This is a genomic window from Bordetella genomosp. 11, from assembly GCF_002261215.1.
Classification (GTDB): Bacteria; Pseudomonadota; Gammaproteobacteria; order Burkholderiales; family Burkholderiaceae_B; genus Bordetella_C.
The window spans coordinates 75260-89506 of sequence record NZ_NEVS01000002.1; the positions used below are offsets into that span (position 1 = coordinate 75260).

Sequence of the window (14247 nt, forward strand, 5' to 3'; positions counted from 1 at the left end):
ACGGCATCGAGAGGCGGCCGGCAAGGCTAGGCCGCGATGGGCGCCAACGTCAGCGCCTGCCGCATCGCGTCCACGGCACGGGCCATATCGGCCGGCGTGATCGCGCCTATGCAGCCCACCCGGAACGTGGGTTGTTCGGTGTTGTAGAAATTGCTGATCACGAAGCCGCGCGCTTTCAGGGCATCGACGAAGCCTTGCAGGGTCCAACCCGGCGTCGTGGGCGATTCCACATTGACGATGATGGGGCCTTGCAGGTCGGGCGGCAGATAAGGCGTCAGGCCCAGCGCCATCACGCCTTCGTAAAGCACACGCTGGTTCGCGGTGTAGCGCGCCAGCCGCATGGCGCGGCCTTCCTGGCGGTAAAGATCCATGGCGACCGACAGCGCGGCCAGTGTCGGTGCCGGAGGGGTGAAGCGCGCGCCGCCGTTGTTGGTCTTGCCGTGTTCGTGGATGTCGGCCAGATCCAGCGACCAACTTCCGGCGTTGCCATGCGACGCCTCCAGGCGGTCGATGCGACAGACGGCGAAGGCGGCGCCTGGCGGCCCTTCCAGGCATTTGTTGGATGTCAGGATAACGGCATCCACCGCCGGCAGGGCGGAGACGTCCAGCGGCAACGCGCCGAAGGCCGAGACCGCGTCCACGATGACGCGCCGGCCCAGGTCTCCCGCGACTTGGGCCAGTGTCGGTACATCGTGGCAGATGCCGCTGCCGGTTTCGCTATAGACCAATCCCACATGTGTGATGCGCGGATCGTCGCACAAGGCCTCAGCGAGGCGGGCCGGCGCCACCCGCTCGCGTGTTCCCACCGGTATGGTGACTACCGTGCGACCGGCTTCGCTGGCCAGGCGCTGCAAGCGGGCGGCGTAGGCGCCGGTCGCGGGAATCAGTATTTTGCCGGTACGCGGCACGAAGGTGCGCACAGCCGCTTCCAGCGCGAAATGGCCGCTGCCCGACAGCGGCAGCGCGACGTGGGTCTCCGGCGCTCCGCCGGCGGCTTCGCGGATATCGACGCATAGTTTGCGCACGATCGCGCGAAAATCGTTGTCCCAGGGCGCATAGTCCTGCGCCAGGGCCTTCTTGACGGCATCTGCCGTGGTAACGGGGCCTGGTATGAGCAGTAGCATGGTTGCCTTGCCGGTCAGAACTGCGGAAGCATGGCCGGGTCGTGGCGTCTCAGGACGTCGCGAGCCTGCTGGTATTCAGGCAGGATCTGCCCGACCTCGGTCCAGAAATTGGGGCTGTGGTTCATTTCGCGCAGGTGCGCCAATTCGTGCGCGATAACGTAATCGATGATGGCCGGCGCGAAATGGATCAATCGCCAGTTCAGCATGATGTTGCCATCGCTGGTACACGACCCCCAGCGCGTAGCGGCCGAGGACAGACGCCAGCGGCGGATCTGCAGTCCGCTGGCTTGCAGGAAGTGCGCCAGCCGCGCACCGAACCAGATGCCCGCGCGCTGCTGCAACCAGGCTTGCGCGGCATCGCGGATGCGCGAAGCCGCGGCATCGGCGGGCAATGCCAGGCGCAGCGCGTCGCCGTCACACGGCGCATCGGCGTCGCCCGCCAGCGTGGCGCGGCGTTCCCGCGAGCCGAGCTCCAGGACGATGCGTTTGCCCAGGTAAGGGAGTTCGCCGCCGGCGCGCCATTGGGTTTGCGACAGCGCCAATTGTTCGCGGCGCTTGTGCCAGTCACGCAGCTTGGCGAGTATCCAGCCGGCTTTTTCGACCACGGCCTCGTCGACCTGTCTCAGTGTGACCCAGTTCGGCGCGGTGACGCGCAGCCCGTCGTCGCTGATCACGAAGCCGATCGTGCGGCGCCGTGAACGCAGCAGGACGAAGCCGATTTCCTGCTGTGGCGTCGCGACGACGCGCCAGCGGGCATTCTGCGGCAGGCTGGGCGGGCAAGGCGTGGCAACGATGAAAGGGCTGGCGGAAGAGGGTTTAAGGTCGAAACGGTCTGCCGCCCCGCGCGTGGCGGACGGTTCGGCGGCGTTAACCCCGCCGGGGCTTGTGCCACCACCAGCGCGATTACCCGGGCCGACACCCGCATCGGGGCCGACAACAGCATTAGGGTCGACAACAGCATCACCGCCAGACCCAAGGCCGTTATCGGAGCCAAGACCAGCATCTGCATGGCCGCCGCCAACGTCCATGCCGGTACCAGGGGTGTCCTGGAAGTCCGCATGGTGCCCGGAAGCGGCGGCCGGCTGCCGCAACGGCAGCGGGCCTTCGCCTGGGGCAGAGCCAAGATCCAGGAGCAGGGAGTCCGAAGGCGACTCGGCAGCGGCGCCGCCCTTGTCGCTGGGCGGCGCGTCGAACAGCAGTTCGAGCTGGTTATTCCGAGACATACCTTTCAGGGTTGAGGCGGCGCATTTCGCCTTCGATCCAGCCCTGGACTTCACGGTTCAGGGCTTCGGGAGACTTTCCTTTGGATTCTATCGCGGGGCCGATCGAAACGGTGATCAGACCGGGGCGTTTGACGAAAGCGTTGCGCGGCCAACATTCCCCGGCATTGTGCGCGATGGGAATGACGACGCTGTCCGTGCGCGATGCCAACAGGGCACCGCCCATCTTGAATCGCGCCGTCTTGCCGGGCGCGATGCGCGTGCCTTCCGGAAACAGCAGAGGCCAGCGGCCTTCGTTGAGCCGGCGCTGGCCCTGGCGCACGACCTGCTCGAAGGCGTCGCGGCCCTTGCTGCGGTCGATGGGGATCATGCGCAACAGTGCCAGGCCCCAGCCGAAGCACGGCACCCAATGCAGTTCGCGCTTGTAGACAAAGCAGACTTCGCGCGGCATGTAGGCCGGAAAGTACAGCGTTTCCCAGGCGGACTGGTGCTTGGACAGCAGGATGGCCGGGCCGTCCGGCAGGTTTTCCCAGCCGCGGACTTCCCAACGGATGCCGCAGAAGACCCGCGCGCCCCAGACCGCCAGGCGCGGCCAACCTACCGTGAGGCGGTAGCGCCAATGCAGCGGCAAGGGCGCCCACAGCAGGCAGGCGAGCGCATAAGGGATGACCGTGACGCTGAGGAAGATCAGGTACAGCAGCGAGCGCAAAAAGGAAATGGCCCTCATGCGGTTTTTTCTTCCAGCAGCATGTCCACCACCGCGGCCAGGTCGTCGGCCACCTGCGTGCCCTCCGGCAACTGGCCTGAGGCCAGCGTCTTCAACCCGTTGCCGGTTTTCACCAGCCAGGGCGTGCAGCCCATGGCCGCGCAGGCCTGCAGGTCGCGCAGCGAATCGCCGACCGCCGGGACGCCGGTAAGGTCGACGTCATAGCGTTCCGCGATCTGTTCGTACATGCCGGGCAGCGGCTTGCGGCAGCGGCAGTTGTCTTCCGGCAGGTGCGGACACAGGAAGATGGCATCTATCGCGCCGCCAGCCTGGGCCAGTTCGCGGCGCATCTTTGCGTGGATGGCGGTGAGGGTGCTCATGTCGAACAGCCTGCGCCCCAGTCCGGACTGGTTGGACGCCACGACGACGGTCCAGCCGGCCTGGTGCAGGCGTGCGATCGCCTGGATCGCGCCAGGAAGGGCGATCCATTCGTCGGGCGATTTGACGAAGGCGTCGCTGTCCTGATTGATGACGCCATCGCGGTCGAGAATGATGAGTTTCACTGGGCGAGCCGGGAAATGTCTGCGACCTTGTTCATCAAGCCATGGAGTTCGCCAAGCAGGGCCAGGCGGTTCGCGCGCACGGCCGGGTCGTCGGCCATGACCATGACGTCGGCGAAAAACGCGTCCACCGGTTCGCGCGCCTGGGCAAGGGTGCTAAGGCTGCCGGCGAAGTCGCCCTCGTCGAACTGCGATTGCGCGCGGGGACTCAGGCGTTCGATTGCCTGGGCCAGCGCGAGTTCCGCAGGTTCCACCAGGCGCGCGGCGTCGACGGCACCGATATCGCCTTCGGTTTTCTTCAGCAGGTTGCCCACGCGCTTGTTGGCGGCCGCCAGGCTGGCGGCCTCCGGCAGCGCGCCGAAGGCCGTGACGGCCCGTACCCGGGCGGCGACCTGGTGCAGCGGCGGCGTCAGCGCGATCACGGCATCGACCGCGTTGCGGTCGAATTCCGCCGCCAGCTGGTTACGGTAGCGCTCGTAGATGAAATCGCCGACTTCGCCCAAGACCTCGGCGGCGATCTTCTGGTCCGGCCCGAAGCTGTCCGCGGCCAGGCGCAGCACGCCCTGCACGGACAGAGGGCCGTTTTCGCTGGGCTTGAGCCAGCCGCCCGCGGCCAGTTGTTCGAAAGCGCTGATCAGGCCAAGGGCGGCCCGGCGCAGCCCATACGGGTCGCGTTCGCCCGTGGGAGCGAGTCCGATGCTCCAGATACCCACCAGCGTCTCGGCGCGCTCGGCGATGAACAGGGTCGCCATGGTCAGGCCGTCGCGGTCGACCGGCGCGTCCAGGCGGTTGCGGTACTGTTCGCGCAGCGCGCGCACGACGTCCGGCGCCTCGCCGTCGGCTTCGGCGTAGTAGGCACCCATCACGCCTTGCAATTCGGGGAATTCGCCGACCATCAGCGTGCCAAGGTCGGCCTTGGCCAGGAGGGCGGCGCGATCCGCCGCCTGCGGAGCCACGCCCAGCGCCTGCGCCACGCCGCGCGCTACGGCGCGCACGCGTTCCACGCGCTGCAGCTGGGTACCCAGTTTATTGTGATAGACGATGCTGCCCAGCTGGTCCACGCGCGCGGCCAGCGGCGTCTTGCGGTCCGTTTCGAAGAAGAATTGCGCATCGGCCAGGCGCGGCCGCACCACGCGCTGGTTGCCTTCCACGATATTGACCGGATCGGCCACCTGCATATTGCTGACGATCAGGAAGCGGTGGGTCAGCTTGCCGGTGTCCGGCGCGAACAGCGGGAAATACTTCTGGTTCAGGCGCATGGTCAGGATCAGGCATTCCTGCGGCACCTGAAGGAAGCGCGGTTCGAACTCTCCGACGTAGACCGTGGGGTGTTCGACCAGTGCTGTGACCTCGTCCAGCAGCGCCGGGACCTCCGGATCGTTGCCCAGCGTGGCGCCCAGGCGGCTGGCGTGCACGTCGAGCTGCCGCGAAATTTCGTCGCGGCGCGCATCGAAACCGGCGATGACGCGCCCTGTTTCGGCCAGTTGGCCGGCGTAGGCGTCGGCATCGCGCAGGGCGATCGGCCCTTCGCTCATGAAACGGTGGCCCAGCGTGTCGCGGCCGGCGGACAGGCCCAGCGCGGCGATATCGACCACGTCCGGGCCGAACAGCGCCACCAGGCCGTGCGCGGGGCGCACGAACTTCACGGTGGTCACGCCGTCCGCCAGCTGGTAACCCATCACTTTGGGAATCGGCAGCCCGGCGATGGCCGCGTCCAGCGCGTGCTGCAGGCCGTCGGCCAGGCGGGCGCCCGGCGCCGTACCGCGCGCCACCAGGTAGTCCTGTTTGCCGTCGGACTCGCGCGCCAGCGTGGCCGCATCGACCGCATCCAGGCCCTTGGCGGCCAGCTTCTTCAGCAGGGCCGGCGTGGGCCGCCCTTCGGCGTCCAGGCCCACTTTGACGGGCATGAGCTTTTCGGCGTATTCCTGGTCCGGCGCCTGGGCCAGTACAGCCGACAGGTGCACGGCCAGGCGGCGCGGCGTGGCATAGGGTTGCATGCGGCAATCGGCGGCCAGCAGGCCCCGTTGCGCCAGGCCCTGGCGGATGCCCTCCGCGAAAGCGTCGCCCAGCTTGCGCAGGGCCTTGGGCGGCAGTTCTTCGGTCAGCAGTTCGACCAGCAGCGGGCGGACGTCGCTCATTGCGCGGCCTCCGCAGCGGCGCGGCCGGCCAGCATGGGGAAGCCCAGCCGTTCGCGGGAGTCGTAATAGGCCTGCGCGATGGCCCGCGACAGGTTGCGGATGCGGCCGATGTAGGCGGCGCGCTCGGTCACGCTGATGGCGCCACGCGCGTCCAGCAGGTTGAAGGTATGCGCGGCCTTGAGCACCGCTTCATAGGCGGGCAGGGCCAGCGGGACTTCCATCAGGCGCTTGGCCTCGGATTCGTAGTCGTTGAAATGCGCGAACAGCATGTCGGCCGAGGAATATTCGAAGTTGTAGGTGGATTGTTCCACCTCGTTCTGGTGAAAGACGTCGCCGTACTTGACCGGGCGGCCGTCCGGTCCGACCGTCCATACCAGGTCGTAGACGCTCTGGACGTCCTGCAGGTACATGGCCAGGCGTTCCAGGCCGTAGGTGATCTCGCCGGTGGTGGGCGCGCAGTTCAGGCCCCCGACCTGCTGGAAGTACGTGAACTGGGTGACTTCCATTCCGTTCAGCCACACTTCCCAGCCCAGGCCCCAGGCGCCCAGCGTGGGGTTTTCCCAGTCGTCCTCGACGAAGCGGATGTCGTGGCGCGTGGGGTCGATGCCCAGCGCCTTCAGCGAACCGATGTACAGGTCCAGGATTTCCGGGGGGGCCGGCTTCAGCACCACCTGATACTGGTAATAGTGCTGCAGGCGATTGGGGTTTTCGCCGTAGCGGCCATCCTTGGGACGCCGCGACGGCTGCACGTAGGCCGCGCGCCAGGGCTCCGGGCCGATGGCGCGCAGAAAGGTGGCCGTATGGGAGGTCCCGGCGCCGACTTCCATGTCGTAGGGCTGCAGCAGCGTGCAACCCTGCTTATCCCAGTATTCCTGGAGTTTTAGGATGATTTGCTGAAAAGTGAGCATGGTGCTGGGGAAATCGCCGGGTCGGCCTGCCGATGGGAAACCCGGCATTTTACTGGAGGCGGCCCGCCTGCCGGAAAAACGCTGTCGCCGTTGGTCGTATCATTCCATTTCCGCGGCCAGCCGGCCCAGACCGCCCGCGCCGCCCCTAGGAAGGAGAACTACGCCATGGCCGATCTGATCAAGGTTGAACTGGTCGACGGTATTCAAACCATCACCATCAACCGTCCCGACGCCCGCAATGCCATCAACCTGGAAACCGCGCAGGCCATGGCCGCGGCGCTGGACGAGCTCGACAATAACCCGGCCGCGCGCATCGGCATCCTGACCGGCGCCAACCAGACGTTTTCCTCCGGTATGGATTTGAAGGCCTTCGCGCAGAGCGGCGAACGCCCCCTGATCCCCGGACGCGGCTTCGCCGGGCTGAACGAGGCGCCGCCGAAGAAGCCGCTGATCGCCGCCGTCGAAGGCTACGCCTTGGCTGGCGGTTTCGAGATCGCGCTGGCCTGCGACCTGATCGTCGCCGCCCGCAACGCAAGTTTCGGGCTGCCCGAAGTCAAGCGGGGGCTGGTGGCGGGGTCCGGCGGCATGCTGCGCCTGCCGCGTCGCCTGCCTTATCACATCGCCATGGAGGTCATCCTTACCGGCGACATGCTCAGTGCCGAGCGTGCCCATTCCTACGGCCTGGTCAATCGCCTGTCGGAGCCCGGCCAGGCGCTGGCCGAGGCCACCGCGCTGGCGCGCGCCATCGTCGAGAACGCCCCGCTGGCGGTGCAGACCGCCAAGAGCATCGTGTCCCAGGCCGTGGATTGGGACCAGGCCGGCATGTTCGACCGCCAGCGGCCCCTGATCGCGCACATCTTCACCTCGGCCGACGCCAAGGAAGGCTCGACCGCCTTCAAGGAAAAGCGCAAGCCCGTCTGGCAAGGAAAGTGAACCCCATCCGGCGTGCCGCGCCGACAAAGGCGGCACGCCGTCCTATACTTCCGGCCGCGGTCCCGCCGGCCGCCACCGCCCACCCCCTTTACCGCTACCGTACGTCATGACCCTCATCAAGGAAGAAGACTTCATCCAGTCCATCGCGGATGGCATCCAGTTCATCAGCTATTACCACCCTGTGGACTACATCCGCCACCTGGCGCGCGCCTACGAGCGCGAGGAAAGCCCGGCGGCGCGCGACGCCATCGCGCAGATCCTGACCAACTCGCGCATGTGCGCCGAAGGCAAGCGGCCGCTGTGCCAGGACACCGGCATCGTCAACGTTTTCCTGAAAGTCGGCATGAACGTGCGCTTCGAGACGTCGCGCAGCCTGCAGGAGTTGTGCGATGAAGGCGTGCGGCGCGGTTACACGAACGCCGACAATCCCCTGCGCGCCTCCGTGCTGGCCGATCCGCTGTTCGCCCGCCGCAATACCAAGGACAACACGCCCTGTATCGTGAATGTCGAGCTGGTCCCGGGCGACAAGGTCGACGTGCAATTGGCGTCCAAGGGCGGCGGTTCGGAGAACAAATCCAAGTTCGCCATGCTGAACCCGAGCGATTCGCTGGTGGACTGGGTGCTGAAGACGGTGCCCACCATGGGCGCCGGCTGGTGTCCGCCCGGCATGCTGGGCATTGGCGTCGGCGGCACGGCCGAAAAAGCCATGCTGATGGCCAAGCAGTCGCTCATGGACGATATCGACATGTACGAACTGCTGCAGCGCGGCCCGCAGAACAAGCTGGAGGAACTGCGCATCGAGCTCTATGAAAAGGTCAATGCGCTGGGTATCGGCGCGCAGGGCCTGGGCGGGCTGACCACGGTGCTGGATATCAAGATCGCCACCTTCCCCACGCATGCCGCCTCGCTGCCCGTGGCGATGATTCCCAACTGCGCGGCCACCCGCCACGCGCATTTCGAATTGGACGGCAGCGGCCCCGCGCACCTGGCGCCGCCCTCGCTGTCCGAGTGGCCCGAAGTGCGCTGGGCGCCGGACTACAACAAGTCCAAACAGGTCAACCTGGATACGCTGACCAAGGAAGAAGTGGCCAGCTGGAAGCCGGGGCAGACGCTGCTGCTGTCGGGCAAGATGCTGACCGGCCGGGATGCCGCGCACAAGCGCATCCAGGACATGCTGGCCAAGGGCGAGCCGTTGCCGGTGGACTTCCGCAACCGGGTCATTTACTACGTCGGCCCGGTCGACCCCGTACGCGACGAGGTAGTGGGGCCGGCAGGCCCGACCACGTCCACGCGCATGGACAAGTTCACCGACATGATGCTGGACAAGACCGGCCTGATCGCCATGATCGGCAAGTCCGAGCGCGGCCCGGTCGCCATCGAGGCCATCCGCAAGCATCAATCCGCTTACCTGATGGCGGTGGGCGGCGCGGCCTACCTGGTTTCCAAGGCCATCCGCGCCGCCAAGGTGCTGGCCTTCGAGGACCTGGGCATGGAAGCGATCTACGAGTTCGACGTCAAGGACATGCCTGTCACCGTGGCCGTGGATGCGCAGGGAACCTCCGTGCACACCACCGGCCCGCGCGAATGGCAGGCCAGGATCGGCAAGATCCCGGTCGCCGTGGTCTGATGCGCCCGTAAGCCGCGACGCCCGGCCATGGCTGGGCGTCGCAGCCGCCGGTTCCGCGATGGCCTCGGCGGTCGGCGGGAGAGGCCCGGCGCTTATGCGTACCGTTCGTTCCGAAGTCGCGCGCCCCGAATGTTGGAGATGGATCCAGCGTTCGGGGCGTTTCGCTTTTGCGGCCACGCGCACGCTACGGCAGGCGCCGTAGCATCGGCGCGCCGATCCGATTCAGAATGTGCCGGCAGCCGCGGCTGCCGCGGCTGTCGTGGCGCCTTAAGGCTGATTGGAGCGTCTCGCATGCATATCGAATCCGCGCCGCGGCCTTCGCGGTTCCTCGGCACACGGGTGGTACGGTGTGCCTTCGTCTTGGCGGTTTTCGGCTGGGGAACGGGCTTCTACGGGCCGCCCGTCTATCTGGCCGAGGTAGCGGCCCGGACAGGCTGGCCGCTGGCCTTGATCTCGACGGCGGTCACCTTGCATTTCCTGGTGGGCGCGCTGGTGGCCGCGAACTTGCCGCGCCTGCATGCTCGCCTTGGACTGGCGTCGACGACCGCGGCCGGCGCGCTGATGACCGGCATCGGGGTGTTCGGCTGGGCGACGGCGTGGCAAAGCTGGCAATTGTTCGCCGCCGCCCTGCTCAGCGGGGCGGGTTGGGTGGCGATGGGCGCCGTGGCCGTCAATGCCATCATCGCGCGTTGGTATGTGGCCGGCCGCCCGGGGGCGCTGGCCAGCGCGTACAACGGCGCCAGCGTGGGCGGGGTGATTTTTTCGCCGCTATGGGTGGCCCTGATCCATGCCTGGGGGTTTCCGGCGGCGGCGGCAGGCGTGGGTGTGGCGATGTTCCTCGTCGTCGCGGCGATGAGCCGCTCGGTGTTCTCGCGTACCCCAGAAAGTCTTGGGCAGCGGCCGGACGGCGGCATCGCCGCGCCCGCGGGACCGGCGCGCCATCGGTGCCCGCATGGAGAGTCGCCGCGCAAAGCGCTATGGCGCGACCGGGCCTTCCTGACCCTGGCGGGCGCCATGGCGTTGGGCTTATTCGCGCAGATCGGCTTGCTGGCCCACCTTTTCACCCAGCTTGCCCCCATCCTGGGCGCGCAGGCCGCGGGGATTCTGATGGGCGGCTGTACCGCGTGCGCCATCGTGGGGCGTTCGCTGGCGGTACGGATGGTCTCGCCCCGCGGCGTCCCGTCCGCACCAGGGACTTTACGGATGAGCGACCGTCGCCGTGTGGCGGCGGCAAGCTATGCGGTACAGGCATTGGGCGCAGCCATCCTGTGGGGCGCGTGGGGTGGGCAGGTGTGGCTCATCGTCCTGGGAGTCGCGCTGTTCGGCGCCGGCATCGGCAACGCCACGTCGCTGCCGCCCGCCATCGCGCAAGCCGATTTTGCAGAGGCCGATGTCTCGAGGGTAGTGGGCCTGATCGTGGCGATCGCCCAAGCCGCTTATGCCTTCGCGCCGGCGGTTTTCGGGATGCTGTTGTACGCCGGACAGCCTGGCCCGTCGTTGGATGGCGGACACGGATGGCGATTGTTCGCCGCCGCGATGGCGGTTCAGATCGCCGCGGCGGCTGTGTTGCTGGCGGGGCGGGGCGGCGGCGATACGGCCGCCTCGGGCGCTTCCCTGCCGCTGGCCAGACGCTAGGTCAACGTTCGCCTGGCTGGTCGGGCATGCGTTGGATGGCCTGGTCGCCGCACCGGGCCAGCCATGTATCCAGGGTGTTTTCGCCCAGCATCATCGCCGGCGCGAGATCGCGCAAAGGCAGCAGCACGAAGGCGCGTTCGTGCATGCGCGGATGGGGCAGCGTCAGCCGCTGCGTTTCCAGCCGGACGTCGCCGTGGATCAGCAGGTCCAGGTCCAGCGTGCGCGGGGCATTCCGATAGGGGCGTTCGCGTCCATGCCGATGTTCGATGCCCTGCAGGACATCCAGCAGGTCCAGCGGCCCCAGGGTGGTCCGCAACCGGGCGACCGCGTTGACGAAGTCGGGGCCGCTTGCGTCGACCGGCGCCGACCGATAGAAAGGCGATGCGACGCAATCCTCGATACCCGGCGTCGCGGCCAGTTCGTCCAGGGCCTGGCGCAGGGAAGCGATGCTGTCCCCCAGGTTGGACCCCAGGCCGACGTAGGCGGTGGCGCCTGGCGCGTGGCCGGCCAATGGCGCGCGTTGTTCGGCGTCGGATCCGGACACCGCCATCGGCTTACTCGTCGTGGCCGTGCGCGGCCATGGCCTGGCCGGCGCCACCGCTGCGCCGGCGCGTGCGCCGGCGGCGCTGCGGGGCGGCGTCCTCGCCCTTGGCGCGCGGCGCGCGCGATGCTTCGTCGATCATTTGGGCGCGCGTGGCGTCGTCGCCATTGGCCAGGTCCATCCACCACTGCGCCAGTACGCTGTCGAATTCGCCGGCCGCGGCGCGCAGTTGCAGGAAATCGCAGGCGGCGCGGAAGCGCGGCTGCTCCAGCATGCGGTAGATGGTCTTGCCCACGCGGCGCTCGAAGCGCGGCTGCATGAACCAGATCTCGCGCATATCGGCCGAGAAGCGGCGCTGGATGGCCAGCTTTTCGGTCTGTTCGTCGAGTACGGAATCCGCCGCCTGCAGCAGCGCGGGAATCGGCAGCTCGCCTTGCTTGCACAAGTCGCGCCATCGGACTTCCACCTGCTGCCAAAGCAGCGCGGCGAAGAGGAAGCTCGGACTGATGGTCTTGCCGGCGCGCACGCGGGCGTCCGTGCGTTCCAGCGCGAGTTCGACGAACTGCTCGCCCTGCGGCTGTTCAAGCACTACATCCAGCAGGGGCAGCACACCGTGATGCAGGCCCTGGGCGCGCAACTGCCGCAGGCAGTCCATGGCATGGCCGCAGGTCAGCAGCTTCAGCATTTCGTCGAACAGCCGCGATGCCGGAACGTTCTCGATCAGGCTGGACATGGACTGGATGGGCGCGCGCGTCTGGTCGTCGATAACGCCGTTCAGCTTGGCGGCGAAGCGCACCGCGCGCAGCATGCGTACCGGATCTTCCCGATAGCGCTTGGCGGGATCGCCGATCATCCGCACGACCCGTTTCTTCAGGTCCGCGACACCGTTGTGGTAGTCGATGACGACTTCCGTCAGGGGGTCGTAGTACAGGGCATTCAGCGTGAAGTCGCGTCGTGCCGCGTCTTCCTCCTGGCTGCCGAAGACGTTGTCGCGCAGGATGCGGCCGTGTTCGTCGGTTTCCGTATCTTCCGTGGCCAGCGCGCGGAAGGTCGAGGTCTCGATGATCTCCTGGCCGAAGACCACATGCACCAGCTGGAAGCGGCGCCCGATGATGCGGGCGCGCCGGAACAGCGGACGGATTTCTTCCGGGGTGGCGTTGGTGGCGACGTCGAAATCCTTGGGCTCGATGCCGACGATCAGGTCGCGTACCGCGCCGCCGACGATGTAGGCCTCGTAGCCGGCCTGCCGCAGGACTTCGCACACCTTGATGGCATGCCGCGATACATTGCGGCGGTCAATGCCATGGCGCTCTTTCGGGATGCGCAGCGGGCCACGCCCCGGGAAGAGACGGGCGACGAATTTTTTTATGGTTTCCGTGATCATCGAATTCAGGACTTCGCATCTTCCATGTGGGCAAACAGATCCAGCACCTGCCATCCGTTCGCCTGCGCAAGCTCGCGCAGCGCGGGACTGGGATTGGTCGCCACCGGCCGGGTGACCGCTTCGAGCAGCGGCACGTCGTTGATCGAGTCGCTATAAAAAAACGTTTCGGAGAAATCCGCAAGGGTCAGCCCCATGCCGGCCAGCCAATCGTTTACCCGTACCACCTTGCCTTCCTTGAAGCTGGGCGTGCCCGCGATGCGGCCCGTATAGCGGCCGGCGATGTATTCGGGTACGGTGGCGATCAGGTGCGGCACGCCGAAGGCGCGGCTGATCGGCGCGGTGACGAAATGGTTGGTCGCGGTGACCACCGCGCACAGGTCGCCGTTTTCGAGGTGTTGCTGCACCAGCCGCGTGGCCGTGTGCTCGATGGCCGGCCGGATGACCTCGGCCATGTACTGCTCGTGCCACAGGGCCAGCTCGAACGGCGTATGCGCGGCCAGCAGCCCCAGCATGAACTCCGCCGATTGCTCCGCCGTCAGCTCGCCGCGGTTATAGCGCACCATCAGGTCTTCGTTGCGCGCCCGCGCTTCGTCCGGGTCGCCGGCGCGGCCGGTGCGGGCCAGGAAGTCCGCCCACTGGTAATCGCTATCCAGGGGCAGCAGCGTGTGATCGAGATCGAAGAGGGCCAGGCGTACAGCAGTCATGAGGTAGGGGTATCCGGATCCGCCAGCATTGCGCGCAGCAGCGGTATGGTCAGGGGCCGGCGCGTCGCCAGCGAATAGCGGTCCAGGGCGTCCAGCAGCGCGGCCAGGCGGCGCATGTCGCGCTCGTAATGGGTAAGCATCCAGTTGATGACTTCCGGCGCCAGCTGCAGGCCGCGTTCGGCGGCCTGCGCGGACAGCGCCGCCAGTTTGTCGGCATCGGAAAGCGGATCCAGGCGGAATACCAGGTCCCACCCGAGCCGGGTGCGAAGGTCCTCGCGCAGCGGCATGGCCAGTGGCGCCCGGTCGCCCGCGACGGCCAGGGCGAAAGCATGCTGGGTTGCCGCCGACTCGCGCCAGCGATTGTACAAGGCAAACAGCGCGGCCTGTCCGGCGTCGTCCATGCGGTGCAGGTCGTCGACGGCCACGATGGCCGGCATGGGGTCGCCGGGACCGGCCTGCGCCAGCCTGGCCAGCTCCGCCGCAGCGTCCCGGGCGCCGATATAACGGCCGCCGGGCACGCCGGCGATGGCACGCAGCAGGTGGCTGCGTCCGCAGCCGGCCGGGCCCCATAGGTACAGCGCCCCGCCCGGGGACAGGCGGCGCGCCGCGTCCAGCGCCTGTCCATTCGGACCGGCGATGTAGTTTCCGAGCGAAGGCGCCGGCTCGGGAAGGACGTCTAGCAGCAGCTGGCGATTCATTTGGACAAGGCGGCCCCGCCGTCGCGGGCACGGGGCGCGGCGCGTCGGAAGGGCCGTCCCGGCGCCTGC

General features: G+C 67.5%; 13 protein-coding genes. 3 read left to right on the top strand and 10 right to left on the bottom strand.

Features of this window, described 5'->3' with window-relative positions; translation table 11 throughout:
* Nucleotides 1-26: 26 nt before the first annotated feature.
* The 6 genes from CAL28_RS06895 to glyQ form a co-directional block, all read right to left on the bottom strand.
* Nucleotides 27-1124 carry a 2-aminoethylphosphonate--pyruvate transaminase gene (locus CAL28_RS06895; RefSeq protein WP_094840709.1) on the bottom strand — a complete coding sequence of 366 codons (1098 nt, stop codon included), beginning with the start codon at nt 1122-1124 and terminating at the stop codon, nt 27-29.
* Nucleotides 1125-1138: 14 nt separating this feature from the next.
* Nucleotides 1139-1918, bottom strand: coding sequence for a M48 family metallopeptidase (locus tag CAL28_RS06900; protein ID WP_254926044.1), 780 nt, complete (start codon nt 1916-1918; stop codon nt 1139-1141).
* Nucleotides 1919-2333: 415 nt separating this feature from the next.
* Nucleotides 2334-3062 carry a lysophospholipid acyltransferase family protein gene (locus tag CAL28_RS06905; RefSeq protein WP_094840824.1) on the bottom strand — a complete coding sequence of 243 codons (729 nt, stop codon included), beginning with the start codon at nt 3060-3062 and terminating at the stop codon, nt 2334-2336.
* A gap of 5 nt (nt 3063-3067) precedes the next feature.
* The gene (gene gmhB, locus CAL28_RS06910) at nt 3068-3613 is read right to left on the bottom strand and encodes a D-glycero-beta-D-manno-heptose 1,7-bisphosphate 7-phosphatase (protein WP_094840710.1); all 546 of its coding nucleotides are present in this window, start codon (nt 3611-3613) and stop codon (nt 3068-3070) included.
* Nucleotides 3610-5748 carry a glycine--tRNA ligase subunit beta gene (glyS, locus tag CAL28_RS06915; RefSeq protein WP_094840711.1) on the bottom strand — a complete coding sequence of 713 codons (2139 nt, stop codon included), beginning with the start codon at nt 5746-5748 and terminating at the stop codon, nt 3610-3612. Before glyS ends, gmhB begins: the two co-directional genes overlap by 4 nt.
* On the bottom strand, nt 5745-6656 hold the full coding sequence (gene glyQ, locus CAL28_RS06920; protein ID WP_176463908.1) for a glycine--tRNA ligase subunit alpha: 912 nt from the start codon (nt 6654-6656) through the stop codon (nt 5745-5747). Before glyQ ends, glyS begins: the two co-directional genes overlap by 4 nt.
* Nucleotides 6657-6821: 165 nt before the next feature.
* Between glyQ and CAL28_RS06925 the strand changes: the two genes are divergently transcribed.
* From CAL28_RS06925 to CAL28_RS06935, 3 genes are all read left to right on the top strand, one after another.
* Nucleotides 6822-7589 (top strand): crotonase/enoyl-CoA hydratase family protein, encoded by a 768-nt coding sequence (locus CAL28_RS06925; protein ID WP_094840713.1) that lies wholly within the window; start codon nt 6822-6824, stop codon nt 7587-7589.
* Between the two features lie 106 nt (nt 7590-7695).
* Complete coding sequence (locus CAL28_RS06930; protein WP_094840714.1) at nt 7696-9216, top strand: fumarate hydratase; 1521 nt, start codon at nt 7696-7698, stop codon at nt 9214-9216.
* Nucleotides 9217-9507: 291 nt separating this feature from the next.
* A complete protein-coding gene (locus CAL28_RS06935; RefSeq protein ID WP_094840715.1) occupies nt 9508-10851 on the top strand; it encodes an MFS transporter in 1344 nt (447 codons plus the stop codon).
* Between the two features lies 1 nt (nt 10852).
* On the opposite strand, the gene CAL28_RS06940 is transcribed toward CAL28_RS06935, so the two are convergent.
* The 4 genes from CAL28_RS06940 to hda are packed head-to-tail and all read right to left on the bottom strand — an operon-like array spanning nt 10853 to nt 14178.
* The gene (locus tag CAL28_RS06940; RefSeq protein WP_440588368.1) at nt 10853-11362 is read right to left on the bottom strand and encodes a 2-amino-4-hydroxy-6-hydroxymethyldihydropteridine diphosphokinase; all 510 of its coding nucleotides are present in this window, start codon (nt 11360-11362) and stop codon (nt 10853-10855) included.
* Nucleotides 11363-11405: 43 nt separating this feature from the next.
* Nucleotides 11406-12776 carry a polynucleotide adenylyltransferase PcnB gene (pcnB, locus tag CAL28_RS06945; protein WP_094840717.1) on the bottom strand — a complete coding sequence of 457 codons (1371 nt, stop codon included), beginning with the start codon at nt 12774-12776 and terminating at the stop codon, nt 11406-11408.
* A 5-nt stretch (nt 12777-12781) separates the two neighbouring features.
* A complete protein-coding gene (locus tag CAL28_RS06950; RefSeq protein ID WP_094840718.1) occupies nt 12782-13480 on the bottom strand; it encodes an HAD family hydrolase in 699 nt (232 codons plus the stop codon).
* Nucleotides 13477-14178: a DnaA regulatory inactivator Hda gene (gene hda, locus CAL28_RS06955; protein ID WP_094840719.1), complete on the bottom strand. Its 702-nt coding sequence runs from the start codon at nt 14176-14178 to the stop codon at nt 13477-13479. Before hda ends, CAL28_RS06950 begins: the two co-directional genes overlap by 4 nt.
* Nucleotides 14179-14247 lie beyond the last annotated feature (69 nt).